The organism is Pseudomonas sp., from assembly GCF_035497915.1.
In the GTDB taxonomy this organism is placed as follows: Bacteria; Pseudomonadota; Gammaproteobacteria; order Pseudomonadales; family Pseudomonadaceae; genus Serpens.
In genome coordinates, this window is record NZ_DATJCS010000021.1 from 39,638 (window position 1) to 54,191 (window position 14,554).

Consider the following 14,554-nt stretch of genomic DNA (forward strand, 5'->3'; position numbering starts at 1 on the left):
CTGCGAGGAATTCGATGAACCTGTTGCGCCTTCTGATACTGGCCGTTGGCCTTGCCGTGCTTCCCGCGCAGGCGGACAATGCCGCCGCGGTGAAGCGACTGACCGACCTGCTCGGAAAATCCCAGACCCTGTCGGGGCGTTTCTCCCAGCTGACCCTGGATGCTTCTGGCACCAACCTGCAGGAATCCACCGGCGAGATGGCGCTCAAGCGCCCCGGCCAGTTCCGCTGGCATACCGACCCGCCGCTGGAGCAGCTGCTGGTCTCCGACGGCAAGCAGGTCTGGCTGTATGACCCGGACCTGGAGCAGGTGACCATCCAGAAGCTGGATCAGCGCCTGACCCATACCCCGGCGTTGCTGCTGTCCGGCGACGTGTCGCGGATCAGCGACAACTTCGAGGTCAGCTATCAGGAAACCAGCGGCGTGGCCGATTTCATCCTGCGGCCCAAGGCCCGGGATAGTCTGTTCGACAACCTGCGCCTGTCGTTCCGCAATGGCGTGATCAACGACATGCAGCTGATCGACAGCGTGGGCCAGCGCACCAACATCCTGTTTTCCGGCGTGCGGGTGAACCCGCCGCTGGAACAGAAACTGTTCAGTTTCCAGCCGCCGCCGGGAACCGACGTGATTCACGATTGATCGAGGCAAACCAGCGTTTCCATGGACCTGTTCCAGCAAACCCCTCCCGCCCAGCCCCTGGCCGCACGCCTGCGCGCGGCCAATCTGGATGAATATGTCGGGCAGGAGCATCTGCTGGCGCGCGGCAAGCCGCTGCGCGAGGCGCTGGAGCAGGGCGCGCTGCACTCGATGATCTTCTGGGGCCCGCCCGGGGTCGGCAAGACCACCCTGGCGCGGCTGCTGGCGCAGGTGTCCGACGCGCACTTCGAAACGATTTCCGCCGTGCTGTCCGGCGTGAAGGAAATCCGCCAGGCCGTGGAGATCGCCCGCCAGCATGCCGCCCAGTCTGGCCGGCGCACCATCCTGTTCGTCGATGAAGTGCACCGCTTCAACAAGAGCCAGCAGGACGCCTTTCTGCCCTATGTGGAAGACGGCACGCTGATCTTCATCGGCGCCACCACCGAGAATCCCTCCTTCGAACTGAACAACGCGCTGCTGTCGCGCGCCCGCGTCTACGTGCTGAAAAGCCTCGACGAGGCGGCGCTGCGCAAGTTGGTGCAGCGCGCCCTGAGCGAAGAGAAAGGCCTCGGCGCCCGTCGACTCAGCCTGCCCGAGGAAAGCCTGCAGATCCTGCTGGCCGCCGCCGATGGCGACGGACGCCGCCTGCTCAACCTGCTGGAGAACGCCTCCGACCTGGTCGAGGATGGCGAGGCCATCAGCCCGGAAGCCCTGCAGAACCTGCTCGGCGACACCCGGCGGCGCTTCGACAAGGGCGGCGAGGCGTTCTACGACCAGATCTCCGCGCTGCACAAATCGGTGCGCGGCTCCAACCCGGACGCGGCCCTGTACTGGTTCGCGCGCATGCTCGACGGCGGCTGCGATCCGCTGTACATCGCCCGCCGCGTGGTGCGCATGGCCAGCGAGGAAGTCGGCAATGCCGACCCGCGCGCCCTGACCCTGTGCCTGAATGCCTGGGATGTGCAGGAGCGCCTCGGCAGCCCGGAAGGCGAACTGGCCGTGGCCCAGGCGATCGTCTATCTGGCCTGCGCGCCGAAGAGCAATGCCGTGTACACCGCTTACAACGCGGCACGCCGCGACGTGGAGGCCTCCGGCTCGCTGGAAGTGCCGCTGCACCTGCGCAATGCGCCGACCAAGCTGATGAAGCAGTTGGGCTACGGCGACGAATACCGTTACGCCCACGACGAGCCGGACGCCTACGCCGCCGGTGAGGACTACTTCCCCGAAGAGCTCGAGCCGCGCCGCTATTACCAGCCGGTGCCGCGCGGCCTGGAGCTGAAAATCCGCGACAAGCTCGAGCACCTGGCCGCGCTGGACCGCAACAGCCCCCGGCAGCGGAGGCGCCCATGATCGGTGTCGTGCTCGCCGTGGCGGGCGGTGGTGCGCTGGGCAGCCTGCTGCGTTTTGCCACCGCCAACTGGGTGACCGCCCACTGGCCGCAGCATTTTTTCCTGGCCACCCTGGCGGTAAACCTTGTCGGCTGCCTGCTGATCGGCTATCTCTTCGGCCTGTTCCTGCTGCGCCCGGAATTGCCGCTGGAGCTGCGCGCCGGCCTGATCGTCGGCTTCCTGGGCGGGCTGACCACCTTTTCCTCCTTTTCCCTGGATACCCTGCGCCTGCTGGAAAGCGGCCAGCTCGCGACCGCCCTCGGCTATGCCCTGGTCAGTGTGGTCGTCAGTCTGCTGGCCACCTGGGCGGGCCTGGCTTTGAACAAACTCTGACAGACGAGAACAGACATGCTCGATTACAAACTGGTACGCACCCAGCTGCAGGACGTCGCCGCCCGCCTGGCGACCCGTGGCTATGAACTGGATGTGGCTCGCATCGACGCGCTGGAAAGCCAGCGCAAGAGCGTGCAGGTGCGTACCGAGCAGCTGCAGGCCGAGCGCAACAGCCGCTCCAAATCCATCGGCCAGGCCAAGGCGCGTGGCGAGGACATCGCACCGCTGCTGGCCGAAGTCGATCGCATGGGCGGCGACCTGGACCAGGCCAAGCGTGAGCTGGATGCACTCCAGGCCGAGCTGGACGCGCTGATGCTGACCATTCCCAACCTGCCGCACGAGTCCGTGCCGGTGGGCAGCGACGAGGAGCAGAACGTCGAAGTGTCCCGCTGGGGCACCCCGCGCAGCTTCGACTTCGCGATCCAGGATCATGTCGCCCTCGGCGAGCAGCACGGCTGGCTGGACTTCGAAACCGCCGCCAAGCTCTCCGGCGCCCGTTTCGCTCTGATGCGCGGCCCCATTGCGCGTCTGCACCGCGCCCTGGCGCAGTTCATGATCGACCTGCACACCCGCGAGCACGGTTATGAAGAGTGCTACACCCCGTATCTGGTGCAGGCCTCGGCCCTGCAGGGCACCGGCCAGTTGCCCAAGTTCGAGGAAGACCTGTTCAAGATTCCGCGTGGTGACCAGGCCGACCTGTACCTGATTCCCACCGCCGAGGTCTCGCTGACCAACATCGTCTCCGGCGAAATTCTCGACGCCAAGCAGCTGCCGCTGAAGCTCACCGCGCACACCCCGTGCTTCCGCAGCGAGGCGGGCGCTTCCGGTCGCGATACCCGCGGCATGATCCGCCAGCACCAGTTCGACAAGGTCGAAATGGTGCAGATCGTCGAACCGGCCAAGTCCTTCGAGGCCCTGGAAGAACTCACCGGCCATGCCGAGCGCGTGCTGCAGCTGCTTGAACTGCCGTACCGCAAGTTGGCGCTGTGCACCGGCGACATGGGCTTCGGTGCCACCAAGACCTACGACCTGGAAGTCTGGATCCCCAGCCAGGACAAGTACCGCGAGATTTCCTCCTGCTCCAACTGCGGCGACTTCCAGGCCCGCCGCATGCAGGCGCGCTACCGCAACCCGGAAACCGGCAAGCCGGAGCTGGTGCACACCCTCAACGGCTCCGGCCTGGCGGTCGGACGCACCCTGGTGGCCGTGCTGGAGAACTATCAGCAGGCCGATGGCACCATTTCGGTGCCGGCCGTGCTCAAGCCGTACATGGGCGGCATCGAGGTTATCTGACCCGCACACCGAGCCAACCCGGCGCGACGCCGGGCTGGCTCGCCAGGGGGCAATGCAGCGCCGACCATGGCACGGAAGCTGCCTGGCTTGATTTCCGACAAGCGCTGAATATCTTCGGATGGGCTTTGATGAGCCCTGGCCCCACAAGGTGTTGATCCATGGATTTCCTTCCCCTGTTCCACAACCTGAAGAACGCCCCGGTGCTGGTCATTGGCGGTGGCGAAGTGGCGTTGCGCAAGGCGCGCCTGCTGGCCGATGCCGGCGCCGTGCCGCGTGTGGTCACCCGCGAAGCGCTGGACGAGGTGTCGGCCCTGGTGGCCCGTCAGGGCGGCGAACTGCATCTGCGCGACTACCGGGAAGATGATCTGGAAGGGGTGCGCCTGGTGGTTGCCGCCACCGATGACGAGCCGCTCAATGCGATGGTTTCCCGCCAGGCCAAGGCCAGGGGCATTCCGGTGAACGTGGTGGATGCACCGGAATTGTGCTCGGTGATTTTCCCAGCCATCGTGGATCGTTCGCCGCTGATGGTGGCGGTGTCCAGCGGCGGTGACGCGCCGGTGCTGGCGCGCTTGATCCGTGCCCGCATCGAAACCTGGATTCCCGCCGCCTATGGGCAACTGGCCGGACTGGCCAAGAACTTCCGTTCGCGGGTCAAGGCGGCACTGCCGGATGTGCAGCAGCGCCGGGTGTTCTGGGAGGAGGCCTTCCAGGGCCAGATCGCCGAGAGCCTGTTCGCCGGCAAGCCGGCCGAGGCCGAGCGATTGCTCGAAGAGAAACTGGCCGGCAGCGCACCGAAGGCGCTTGGCGAGGTGTATCTGGTCGGCGCCGGCCCGGGCGATCCGGACCTGCTGACCTTCCGCGCCCTGCGCCTGATGCAACAAGCCGACGTGGTGCTCTACGACCGCCTGGTGGCGCCGGCGATCATCGAGCTGTGCCGTCGCGATGCCGAGCGCATCTACGTCGGCAAGCAGCGCGCCGAGCATGCGCTGCCGCAGGAACAGATCAACCGCCGGCTGGTGGAGCTGGCCAAGGAAGGCAAGCGCGTGCTGCGCCTGAAGGGCGGCGACCCGTTCATCTTCGGCCGGGGTGGCGAGGAGATCGAGGAACTGGCCGCTGAAGGCATTCCGTTCCAGGTAGTGCCGGGCATCACCGCCGCCTCCGGCTGTTCCGCCTACGCCGGCATTCCGCTGACCCACCGCGACTACGCCCAATCGGTGCGCTTCGTCACCGGGCATCTCAAGGACGGCAGCTGCGACCTGCCCTGGCAGGACCTGGTGGCGCCGGGGCAAACGCTGGTGTTCTACATGGGGCTGGTCGGCTTGCCGGTGATCTGCGAACAACTGATGCGCCACGGACGCGGCGCCGACACCCCGGTGGCGCTGGTGGAGCAGGGCACCACCATCAACCAGCGGGTCATTACCGGCACCCTGGCCGACCTGCCGCAGCGCGTTGCGGAGCAGACCGTGCGCGCACCGACTCTGGTGATCGTCGGCGAGGTGGTGCGCCTGCGCGACAAGCTGGCATGGTTCGAAGGTGGGCAGAGCTAGGTCTTGTATGCAGGGCGGTCGGCGCTTTTCCGGCCGCCATGGTGCACCGGCGCGGCGGCCGGAAAAGCGCTAACCGCCCTACGGGTGCTTGCCGCGCTGCCAGATCCCTTTACCCGGCAACCCCTCCCGCCCATGCGGCGCGAACAGATCCAGCGCCGGCCCTTTGGGCACGATCCCGGTCGGATTGATGGTCTGGTGGCTGGCGTAGTAGTGGTGCTTGATGTGGGTGAAATCCACCGTGGCGGCGACACCCGGCCACTGGTACAGCTCGCGCAGCCAGGCGCTGAGGTGTGGGTAATCGACGATGCGTTGCCGGTTGCACTTGAAGTGTCCGTGATACACCGCGTCGAAGCGGATCAGCGTGGTGAACAGGCGCCAGTCGGCCTCGGTCAGGTATTCGCCCGCCAGATAGCGCTGCCGACTTAACCGTTGCTCCAGCCAGTCCAGCTCGTTGAACAGCTCGTCGAAGGCTTCCTCATAGGCGTCCTGGGTGGTGGCGAAGCCGGCCCGGTAGACGCCGTTGTTTACCCGCGGGTAGATGCGCGCGTTGAGGGCGTCGATCTCGCCATGCAGCGGCTCGGGATACAGATCCAGGGTCGAGCCGGTCAGGCCATCGAAGGCACTATTGAACATGCGCAGGATATCTGCGGACTCGTTGCTGACGATGCGCTGCTGGTGCTTGTCCCAGAGCATCGGCGCCGTCACGCGGCCGGTGTAGTGCGGGTCATCCTGCCGGTAGCGCTGATGGAGGAACTCCAGTCCGTCCAGGGCATCGCCGCTGGAGCCTGTCTGGCGGTCGAAGGTCCAGCCGTTTTCGCGCATCAGCCAGCTCACCACCGAAACGTCGACGATGTCCTCCAGTCCCTTGAGCGCCCGGGCGATCAGGGTACGGTGCGCCCAGGGGCAAGCCAGGCTGACATACAGGTGATAGCGCCCGGCCTCGGCCGCGAACCCGCCCGCGCCGCTGGGGCCGGCACTGCCGTCGGGGGTTATCCAGTGGCGGCGCTGTGCCTGTTCGCGCTGGAAGCGCCCGTCGCGGGCGGTGTCGTACCACTGGTCATGCCAGTGGCCATCAATCAAGAGACCCATTGCGTGCTCCCCTTTGTTTGCCGGGGAGTCTAGCGGCGGGCGCGGGCCGGATGGGTGAAGTGTTCCGGTCGTTCCTATCGATCAGTTCGATCGGTTGCGTTCATCCCAATAGCGGCGGGCGAGGGCGAAGGCCTGTTCGCGCTCGTGGCCCAGACCGCGCAGCGCCAGGGAGATGGTGGCCTGTACTGCCAGCTCGCCATAGGCATCCTCCGCCTCGCCGCGCCAGACGGCCAGCAGGTGCGCCGGTTCCAGCCGCTCCGGCTTCATGTGTCGCTGGGCGGACATGGCCGGCCAGCTTTCATCGCAGGCTTCGCCGGCGGCGGTCAGATACAGCGTGGCGGGGCTGTCCGGATTGACCTCGATCTCGCCGCCTTCGCCCTTGATGACGATGGCGGTGTCGCCAAGCAACTGACTGGCGGCGCGGTGAATCTCCTGATAGCCGGGATGGAAGATGCTTTGCAGGCCGCAGTGTGCGCTCAGTGGATTGAGCAGACGCGCCAGGGAGTGGATTGGCGAGCGTAGACCCAGCACATTACGCAGGCCGATCATGTGCTGCAGGCGCGGCATCCAGGCGCCGAGCGGGATGAAGGCCAGGTTGTGCCGATCGAGCGCGTCGCTCACCTGCTGCCAGTCCTGGCACTGCGGGATATTCAGCAGCTCGAGCACGTCCTCGGTGTACAGCCGTCCGGCGGTGTGCTCACCGGCACCATGCAGCAGAATGCGCACACCCTGATCGGCCAGGCACCTGATGGCCAGCAGGTACCAAGGCAGATGGCGTTTCTTGCCGGCATAGCTGGGCCAGTCGATATCCACCGCCATCGGCGGGGCGTCGAGGCGGGCGCGCACCGCTTCGGTGAAACCGGCCATTTCCTCGGCGCTTTCCTCCTTGTGGCGCAGCAGCATCAGGAAGGCGCCCAGTTGCACGTCTTCGACTCTGCCGTCGAGCAGCATGCCCATGGCATCGCGGGCTTCCTCGCGGGTCAGCCCCCGGGAGCCGCGCTGGCCCTTGCCGAGGATGCGCACGTACTGGGCGAAGGGGTGTTCGAGCGAAGTATCGAGCGTCATATGCAGTTCGTCGGCTTTGGCAGGCCAGCCAGCTTGGCGGCCAGTTTGGCGGGAGTGCCCTTGAATAGGCGGTTGAGGTGCAGACTGTTGCCCTTGTCCGGCCCCAGCTTCAAGGCGACGTACTTGATCAGTGGGCGGGTTGCCGGCGACAGCTGGAACTCGGCATAGAAAGCCTGCAGCAGGCGCAGGATTTCCCAGTGCTCGGCGGTCAATTCCAGTCCTTCGCGCGCTGCCAGTGCTGCGGCGATGGCGTCGCTCCAGTCGTTTCGGTCGACCAGGTAGCCGTCCTTGTCCAGGGCGATGGTCTGCCCGTTGACCTGCAAGTCGCTCATAGCCAGCCGTTCACCTTGTCGTATTGCACGCATAGCTCGACGAACGCTGGGTAATCCACCAGTGTGACCCGGTCCGGCGCGCCAAGATTGCGGGCCTGCAGGTCTTCCTGCAGCGCATACAGGCGAACCGTTGCGGGCAGGGCTTGCAACAGCGGCCAGGCGTCGCTGCCGGTATGCAGCGCCTGACAGGCATCGCCGCACAGCAGCAGGGCGTCATTCGCGCCGAGCAGACGCAGGACGCTGTCCAGCGGCTGGCGCCAGGGGGATTGGCTGAGCAGGTGCAAGGTAGCCATCAGAGAGTCATCACCAGATCAAAACGGGCAAGCAGGGTCGGCAGCTCCACGCCGTGCAGCGGCGTTACCGGCACGCTGAGCGTGGCCTCGGCCAGGCCACGACGGGCCAGGCTCTCCTGGCACACATACAGCTCATCCACGCCAAACAGCGGCAGGGCCTGCAGGTTGGCGCCCAGATCCTTCTGCTCCAGCGCGGCCGGCTGCTGAGCCGTTGGCAACTGGAACACGCCGTCGTCCATGAACAGCAGGGCAATGGGCAGCTCGAAGGCGCCGCCGGCCAGGGCGATATCCAGCGCCTCGCGGGCGGCGGTGCCGCCCGACTGGCGGCAGATCAGCAGGAGCGACTTGGCCATCAGTCGCCTCCGAAGCAGACCAGACGGTCCGCCAGTTGCGCCGCTTCGTGCAGCTGGCCAAGGCCCGACAGTTCCCATGGCGCGCCCACGCTGACCGCTTCGCGATTGTAACGCCGCGCTTCCTCGGCATTCAGCACGCCACGGCGCAGGGCGGCGGCGATGCACACCACGCCATCCAGGCGGTTCTGGTCAATGAAGGCGCGCCATTGCGCGGCCACGTCCAGCTCATCCTGCGGGGCAACCACGCTGGACGAGGCGCTGTAGACACCGTCGCGGTAGAAGAACATGCGAACGATCTCGTGCCCGCCGGCCAGTACCGCTTCGGCAAAGCGCAAGGCGCGCCGCGAGGCGGGCGCATGGGGTGGAGAGAAGAGGGCGATGGCGAATTTCATGGCTCGGGTACCGCGGAAACAGGCCGCCATCATACCTCTGGCGGCGGGCACCGGAAACGAAAAGGCCCGCGCGAGGCGGGCCTTTGCTTGGAGCAACAACCGGTCAGTCGTCGCTGCTCATGATCCCGAAGATCTGCAGCAGGCTGATGAACAGGTTGTAGATCGACACGTACAGGCTGATGGTGGCCATGATGTAGTTGCGCTCGCCACCGTGGATGATCTCGCTGGTTTGGTAGAGGATCACCGCCGAGGAGAACAGCACGAAACCGGCGCTGATCGCCAGCTGCAGGCCGCTGATCTGGAAGAAGAAGCCGGCCAGCACCGCCGCCAACAGCACGAAGAAGCCGGCGGTGATGAAGCCGCTGAGGAAGCTCATGTCCTTGCGGGTGGTCAGCACGTAGGCGGACAGGCCGAAGAACACCAGCGCGGTCATGGCGAACGCGGAGCTGATCACCTCGGTGCCGTTGGCCATGCCCAGGTAGCGGTTGAGGATCGGGCCCAGGGTGTAACCCATGAAGCCGGTCAGCGCGAAAGTGGACAGCAGGCCCCAGGCGGAATTGCGCAGCTTCACGGTCAGGAAGAACAGGCCGTAGAAGCCGATCAGCACCACGAAGATGTTGGGGTAGGCGACGTTCATCTGCTGGGAGACATAGGCGACGATGCCGCTGAACGCCAGGGTCAGTGCCAGCAGGCCGTAGGTGTTGCGCAGCACGCCGCTGACTTCGCGCTGTTCGACCTGCGCGGGATTCAGTGCGTAGTTACGTTCTTGCATGTGGCTCTCCTGTCGAGGAAGGCATTTGAGATGGCCGGGATCATAGCAAAACCCCCGGCCAGAGGAAGCGGCGGTGTTTGACAGTGTGTTGCGATCCGGTACTATTGCCGCCCGCGCCAGAAGGCGCGGTTTCTTTTCGGAAGCGTGGCCGAGTGGTTTAAGGCAGCGGTCTTGAAAACCGCCGACGGGCAACTGTCCTAGAGTTCGAATCTCTACGCTTCCGCCATCTGATTTCGCTGGAAGCCCCGCGCTGCGGGGCTTTCGCGTTTCTGGGTGCTGCATATCCAAGCCAGCCCATACTGGGCCGGCGCGGAAGGCTGCCCGGCCTTCAATACACATCGCGCCGGTAGCGCCCGGCCTCGACCAGCGCCCGCACGGCTTCGGCGCCCAGCAGCTCGTGCAGCGTGGCGTCGACCCCTGCGGCCATGCTGTCCAGGCTGCCGCAGACATACAGCGCCGCACCTTCGGCCAGCCAGTCGCGCAGGCGATCCTGCTGTCGGCGCAGCAGATCCTGGACGTAGAGCTTGTCCGGCTGATCGCGGGAGAAGGCCAGATCCAGATGCCGCAGGTCGCCGCGTTCCAGCGCCGCCTGCAGTTCCGCCGCGCAGTAGAAGTCGTGGGCGCGCTGGCGCTCGCCGAACAGCAGCCAGTTGCGTCGCTGCCCGGCCAGGGTGCGCGCGCGCAGCAGGGCGCGCAGGCCGGACAGGCCGGTACCGTTGCCGATCAGGATCAGTGGGCGGTCATCCGCCGGTAGGTGGAACGCGCTGTTGCGGCGTATCCGTCCCAGCAGTTGATCGCCCTCGGCCAGATGAACAGTCAGCCAGCCGGAGCAGAGGCCCAGGTCGCCGCCGGCGTGTCGCACCTGACGCACGAACAGTTCCAGCACCCCATCGGCGGGGATCGAGGCGATGGAGTATTCGCGGCTGGCGAGCGGCATCAGGCTGTCGACCAGCGCCTGTCCGTGCAGGCCGACCCGGTGGGCGAACGTTTCCGGCAGTTGCCGGGTGCTCAGTGCCTCGGCCAGGCGGACCCGCTGCCCGTCGAGCTCGACCGCTTCGTCGGCGTCGCGTCCGTGGCGCTGCAGCCAGGCCACGACCCTGGCCTGCGAGTGACGTGGACGAATCTCGAGGATGTCCCCGGCTCGCCAGTCACTCGGGGTTTCCGGCGTCAGGGTGAGCTGAAAGACCGGGCCGCCTTGACTGCCAGGGTTCAGGAGTTGGCGACGTTGGAGGGTCCAGCCCGTCCAGCGGTTGCCATGCCAGGCGGGAACCGCCGTGCCGGTCAGCTCGCTCAGCTGGCGCTGCCAGTGACGCAGGGCGGTCGAGTCCTGGTCGTCGACCTCGATGGACTCGAACAGGCGCTTGCCGCCCTGGCGTTCCAGCCAGGCGTCGACGCGGCGGGCGAAGGCGCAGAACTGCTCGTAGCGCCGGTCGCCCAGGGCGAGCACCGCATAAGCGAGCCGATCCAGCGGCAGGGTGGCTCCCAGCAGTCGGCGCTCGAAACCTCGGGCGTCATCCGGTGCCTCGCCGTCGCCGAAGGTGCTGAGCACGAACAGGGCCCGAGGCTGTCGGCGCAGGCTTGCCGCGTCGAGGCGCGCCAGGGGTTCGACGCGCACCGCCAGGCCGGCGGCCTGCAACTGGCCGGCGCTCTGCCAGGCAAGCTGCTCGGCGAAGCCGCTCTGGCTGGCGTAGCCGATCAGCCAGCCATTCCCGGGCGCGGCATTCGGTTCGCTGCGGGCCGCCCGCGCGGCGCGGCGCTTGCGACGGCGATCCAGATAGAGCAGCCAGCCGGTAACCAGGAAGAGCGGCATGAGCGCGCTGGCCAGCAGCATGAGCACTTTGCCCGGCAGGCCGAAATACTCACCCGAGTGCAAGGCGTAGACGCTGGTCAGCAGGCGGGCCTTGAGTGTCTTGTCGGCATAGCGTTCGTGACGGACGATCTCGCCGCTGCGCGGATCGAGCTGCAGCAGGTTGAAGGCACGGACGTGCTCGGCGCCGCGCAGGATGTAGAAAATCGTTGCCGGCTGGCCTGCCGCCGCCGGCAGGCGCAGGTTCCAGGCGATCAGCTGCGGGCCCGCCGCCCGCTGCATGCCCTGCCAGAGGGCGGCATAGTCCGGGGTCGCCGGTGCATCGGCCGCAGGCTGGCGGGCTTGCACGGCCGGCGGCGGGTCGGCCAGCAGCGCGGTAAGGCCCGCGCGATACCAGTCGTATGACCAGTACAGCCCCGTCAGGCTGGCGCACAGGTAGAACGGCAGGACCCAGGTCCCGGCGACTGCGTGCAGGTCCCAGTGGAAGCCGCGCCCCGTCTTGCGCCAGTCGACGCTCAGCCAGGTCCGCCAGTGGCCGGCCCGGCGCGGCCAGCGCAGATACAGCCCGGACAGGCAGAGGAAGATCAGGATCAGGGTGCTGGCCGCGGTGATCTGCTTGCCGGTCTCGCCCATGGCCAGCCAGCGGTGCAGCTGCAACACCACCTGGAAGAATTCCTGGCCGCGCGGGGCACCCAGCACGTGCCCGTTGGCGGGGTCGAACAGGATGCGCGCGCCGCGCCGCTCGCCGGGAGGCGGCGCCAGGTAGGCGGTGGCGGGCCCTGCATGGCGGTCGTCGATGCGCAGATCCACGACCCGTTCGCCACTGCTCGATTCGAGCCGGGCAACCAGCTCGCCGAGCTCGAGCCGCTGCGCTCCGGCCGTTGCGAGCTGTCCGTGCCCGCTGTTGAGCAGGCGGAGGATTTCGCCCTCGAAGCTGTACAGGGCGCCCGTCACGCCCATGACGGCCAGCACCAGGCCGGCGCTGATGCCGAAGAGCCAGTGCAGCTGGAAGAGGATTTTCTTGAGCACGAGGGTAGATCCAAGGGGTATCGGGAATGCTTGAGGATCGGATGTCGCCGGCGAGAGCTGGCAACATCCGATCCGGGGGCGCCTTAGAAGTCGAGCTGGTAGCCCAGGGTGAAGGTGCGACCGCGTCCGGCGAAGTACTGGTCGTCCCGGGTGCTGGCGGCCTGGGCGTAGTAGGTCATGTAGTCGCGGTCGAGCAGGTTCTCGATCCCCAGGCTGACCTCGCCGACCGGCAGGCGGTAGCCGAGCGAGGCATCCACCAGGCTGTAGCCGTCGAAGTGCAGGTCGGGGGTGTCGAAGCTGCGGCTGGCGTAGTGATTGGCCTGCAGGCGGCTGTTCAGCCGGTCGGTCCAGCGGGCCTGCCAGCTCAGTCCGAGGCGGTCCGGCGCGATGTTGGCGCCGTCCAGGTCGGTGTCGACCTTGCCGTCGCCGTCGGTGTCGGATTCACCGGTGAGCCGGGCATAGCTGGCCTGCAGGCGGTGCGCGTCGCTGACCTGCCAGCCGGCGGTGGCCTCGACGCCGGCGATCTCGGTGCGCTCGCGGCGCACCTGGAACACCCCGCCGACCCGCTCGAGGCGTGAACCCAGGTCCGAGTCGGACTCGAAATAGCTGATCTCGACGTCGACTGCCTGGCCGCTCAGGCGCAGGCCGACCTCGCGGTTGTCGGTGACCACCGGCTGCAGGTCGAGGAAGCTGTCGACCCGCTGGTCGGGCTGGCTGATGCCGCGCAGCACACGACCGACATCGGGCATGCCGAAGCCTTCCGAGTAGTTGGCGAAGAGCTGCGCCCACTCGTTGACCTGGAACACCACCCCGGCGTTGTAGAGGGTTTCCTCGAAGTCGGGCTTGCCGCCTTCGACGCTCACGCCGGCGGGCGGGCTGTTGGAGGCGATGGTGCGGAAGCTGTCGACCTCCAGTTCGGCGAATTCGTGGCGCACGCCGCCGTGCAGGGTCAGCCGTTCGCTGGCGCGCAGTTCCGCCTGGGCGAACGGGGCGACGTTGCGGAACACGGTTTCCGGCACCCACTCGCGATCGGTGGCGATCAGCATCTGGCGCGTGGTGTCCTGCAGGACGTCGACGCCGCCGGTGAGCTTGAGGTGCCCGTCGAACAGGCCGTCGCGACTGAGACTGAGCTTGCCGCCGAACTTGTCCGACTCGTTCTGCGACTGGTCGAACAGCGTTCCGACCGGGGCGATGGCCGCGTCCTGGAAGCTGCCCAGGACCCCACCGCCGTAGCGGGCACGAAAGCGCTGGCCGAACAGCTGGGCGGTGAGCAGGTTACCGGCCAGGTCGGCATCGGTGTAGGTCAGCGCGCCGGCCAGCACCTCGTTCTGCGGCGCCTTGCCCAGCGGCTGGCCCTTGCGCGAGGTGGCCGGGAGATCGGCGGCGCGGTCGCCCGGCACGTTGACGTAGTCGTGCTCGCCTTCGAGCTGGAAGCGGTTGACCATCAGCTCCAGGTTGCGGTCGGAGTCGAACCAGTAGCCGAGCTTCGCCAGCAGGTCGGTGCTGGTGGAATCCATGATGTCGCCCTGGGTGTCGTCGACGCCGATCAGCCGGTCGTTGGCGTCGTAGTGCATGCCGCGGCTCTGGCCGCTGACGGCGGCCAGGTAGTCCCAGTCGCCCTGGTTGCCTTCGATGCGGTAGTCCAGCTTGTAGCCCATGCCTGCGCCGGCGAAGTCGTCGGCGGCTTCCAGGCTGACTCCGGCATGCTGCTTGAGGGTTCCGCCCTGCGGCCGGCGGGTGACGTAGTTGATGATCCCGCCAGTGGCGCCCAGGCCGTGTTCGGCGCTGGCGCCGTGGATCACCTCGATGCGCTCGACCATCGACAGGTCCAGGGTGTAGCCGTCGCGCCCGCCGGCACGCAGGGGCGTGGATTGCGGTACCCCGTCGATCATGATCAGCGCCGCCCGGCCCCGGAAGGTCTCGCCCGCGTTGCTCAGCTTCTGCCGGCTGGGCGAATAGGAAGGGATCAGATTGCTCAGCACCTGGCCGTGGTCCGAGGTGATCGCCAGCTGTTCCTCGATCTGTGCCCGGGTGATGACGGTGATCTTCTGCGGTGTTTTGCCGACTTCGCTCTTGCCGCGGGTGGCGTTGATGGTGAGGGTGTCGAGTTCGAGGGTTTCCCCGGCGATGGCCGGTGCGCAGGGCACGGTCATGAACGCCAGGGAAATGCAGACGCACAGGCGGGTTTTGCGGAACACGTGAAAGCTCCTGGTGGTTTTTTGTATT

Annotated in this window: 14 protein-coding genes and 1 tRNA gene; 6 read left to right on the forward strand and 9 right to left on the reverse strand. The window is 66.9% G+C overall.

Annotated features, from left to right (window positions below; genetic code table 11):
- Positions 1 to 14: 14 nt before the first annotated feature.
- From lolA to cysG, 5 genes are all read left to right on the forward strand, one after another.
- Positions 15 to 638, forward strand: a complete 624-nt coding sequence (gene lolA / locus VL129_RS07405) for an outer membrane lipoprotein periplasmic chaperone LolA (RefSeq protein ID WP_325411619.1) — start codon at positions 15 to 17, stop codon at positions 636 to 638.
- A gap of 21 nt (positions 639 to 659) precedes the next feature.
- Entirely contained in the window at positions 660 to 1,985 is a 1,326-nt protein-coding gene (locus VL129_RS07410; protein WP_325411621.1) for a replication-associated recombination protein A, read from the forward strand.
- On the forward strand, positions 1,982 to 2,356 hold the full coding sequence (gene crcB / locus VL129_RS07415; RefSeq protein ID WP_325411623.1) for a fluoride efflux transporter CrcB: 375 nt from the start codon (positions 1,982 to 1,984) through the stop codon (positions 2,354 to 2,356). Before VL129_RS07410 ends, crcB begins: the two co-directional genes overlap by 4 nt.
- A 15-nt stretch (positions 2,357 to 2,371) precedes the next feature.
- Positions 2,372 to 3,649 (forward strand): serine--tRNA ligase, encoded by a 1,278-nt coding sequence (gene serS, locus VL129_RS07420; RefSeq protein ID WP_325411625.1) that lies wholly within the window; start codon positions 2,372 to 2,374, stop codon positions 3,647 to 3,649.
- Positions 3,650 to 3,807: 158 nt separating this feature from the next.
- Positions 3,808 to 5,196 carry a siroheme synthase CysG gene (gene cysG, locus VL129_RS07425; protein WP_325411627.1) on the forward strand — a complete coding sequence of 463 codons (1,389 nt, stop codon included), beginning with the start codon at positions 3,808 to 3,810 and terminating at the stop codon, positions 5,194 to 5,196.
- 78 nt (positions 5,197 to 5,274) lie between these two features.
- On the opposite strand, the gene VL129_RS07430 is transcribed toward cysG, so the two are convergent.
- From VL129_RS07430 to VL129_RS07460, 7 genes are all read right to left on the reverse strand, one after another.
- Complete coding sequence (locus VL129_RS07430; protein ID WP_325411629.1) at positions 5,275 to 6,285, reverse strand: glutathione S-transferase family protein; 1,011 nt, start codon at positions 6,283 to 6,285, stop codon at positions 5,275 to 5,277.
- A gap of 81 nt (positions 6,286 to 6,366) precedes the next feature.
- Complete coding sequence (locus VL129_RS07435) at positions 6,367 to 7,350, reverse strand: glycosyl transferase family protein (protein WP_325411631.1); 984 nt, start codon at positions 7,348 to 7,350, stop codon at positions 6,367 to 6,369.
- Complete coding sequence (locus VL129_RS07440) at positions 7,347 to 7,682, reverse strand: TusE/DsrC/DsvC family sulfur relay protein (protein WP_325411633.1); 336 nt, start codon at positions 7,680 to 7,682, stop codon at positions 7,347 to 7,349. Before VL129_RS07440 ends, VL129_RS07435 begins: the two co-directional genes overlap by 4 nt.
- Positions 7,679 to 7,975 (reverse strand): sulfurtransferase complex subunit TusB, encoded by a 297-nt coding sequence (gene tusB / locus VL129_RS07445; protein WP_325411635.1) that lies wholly within the window; start codon positions 7,973 to 7,975, stop codon positions 7,679 to 7,681. Before tusB ends, VL129_RS07440 begins: the two co-directional genes overlap by 4 nt.
- Complete coding sequence (gene tusC / locus VL129_RS07450; RefSeq protein ID WP_325411637.1) at positions 7,975 to 8,328, reverse strand: sulfurtransferase complex subunit TusC; 354 nt, start codon at positions 8,326 to 8,328, stop codon at positions 7,975 to 7,977. The genes tusB and tusC overlap by 1 nt, the downstream gene beginning before the upstream one ends.
- Positions 8,328 to 8,720: a sulfurtransferase complex subunit TusD gene (gene tusD, locus VL129_RS07455; protein WP_325411639.1), complete on the reverse strand. Its 393-nt coding sequence runs from the start codon at positions 8,718 to 8,720 to the stop codon at positions 8,328 to 8,330. Before tusD ends, tusC begins: the two co-directional genes overlap by 1 nt.
- A 103-nt stretch (positions 8,721 to 8,823) precedes the next feature.
- A complete protein-coding gene (locus VL129_RS07460) occupies positions 8,824 to 9,492 on the reverse strand; it encodes a Bax inhibitor-1/YccA family protein (protein WP_325411641.1) in 669 nt (222 codons plus the stop codon).
- Between the two features lie 138 nt (positions 9,493 to 9,630).
- Between VL129_RS07460 and VL129_RS07465 the strand changes: the two genes are divergently transcribed.
- A tRNA-Ser gene (locus VL129_RS07465) sits at positions 9,631 to 9,718 on the forward strand.
- A 102-nt stretch (positions 9,719 to 9,820) separates the two neighbouring features.
- Here the strand turns inward: VL129_RS07465 and VL129_RS07470 are convergent.
- Complete coding sequence (locus VL129_RS07470) at positions 9,821 to 12,328, reverse strand: sulfite reductase flavoprotein subunit alpha (protein WP_325411643.1); 2,508 nt, start codon at positions 12,326 to 12,328, stop codon at positions 9,821 to 9,823.
- An 83-nt stretch (positions 12,329 to 12,411) separates the two neighbouring features.
- Positions 12,412 to 14,526, reverse strand: coding sequence for a TonB-dependent receptor (locus VL129_RS07475; protein WP_325411645.1), 2,115 nt, complete (start codon positions 14,524 to 14,526; stop codon positions 12,412 to 12,414).
- Positions 14,527 to 14,554: the final 28 nt, after the last annotated feature.

Bases quoted from the DNA above. Each gene is read 5' to 3' on its own strand.
- crcB (WP_325411623.1), top strand. From the start codon at position 1,982: ATGATCGGTGTCGTGCTCGCCGTGGCGGGCGGTGGTGCGCTGGGCAGC.
- tusD (WP_325411639.1), bottom strand. From the start codon at position 8,720: ATGAAATTCGCCATCGCCCTCTTCTCTCCACCCCATGCGCCCGCCTCG.
- VL129_RS07430 (WP_325411629.1), bottom strand. From the start codon at position 6,285: ATGGGTCTCTTGATTGATGGCCACTGGCATGACCAGTGGTACGACACC.
- VL129_RS07410 (WP_325411621.1), top strand. From the start codon at position 660: ATGGACCTGTTCCAGCAAACCCCTCCCGCCCAGCCCCTGGCCGCACGC.
- VL129_RS07440 (WP_325411633.1), bottom strand. From the start codon at position 7,682: ATGAGCGACTTGCAGGTCAACGGGCAGACCATCGCCCTGGACAAGGAC.
- tusB (WP_325411635.1), bottom strand. From the start codon at position 7,975: ATGGCTACCTTGCACCTGCTCAGCCAATCCCCCTGGCGCCAGCCGCTG.
- tusC (WP_325411637.1), bottom strand. From the start codon at position 8,328: ATGGCCAAGTCGCTCCTGCTGATCTGCCGCCAGTCGGGCGGCACCGCC.
- VL129_RS07435 (WP_325411631.1), bottom strand. From the start codon at position 7,350: ATGACGCTCGATACTTCGCTCGAACACCCCTTCGCCCAGTACGTGCGC.
- serS (WP_325411625.1), top strand. From the start codon at position 2,372: ATGCTCGATTACAAACTGGTACGCACCCAGCTGCAGGACGTCGCCGCC.
- cysG (WP_325411627.1), top strand. From the start codon at position 3,808: ATGGATTTCCTTCCCCTGTTCCACAACCTGAAGAACGCCCCGGTGCTG.
- VL129_RS07460 (WP_325411641.1), bottom strand. From the start codon at position 9,492: ATGCAAGAACGTAACTACGCACTGAATCCCGCGCAGGTCGAACAGCGC.
- lolA (WP_325411619.1), top strand. From the start codon at position 15: ATGAACCTGTTGCGCCTTCTGATACTGGCCGTTGGCCTTGCCGTGCTT.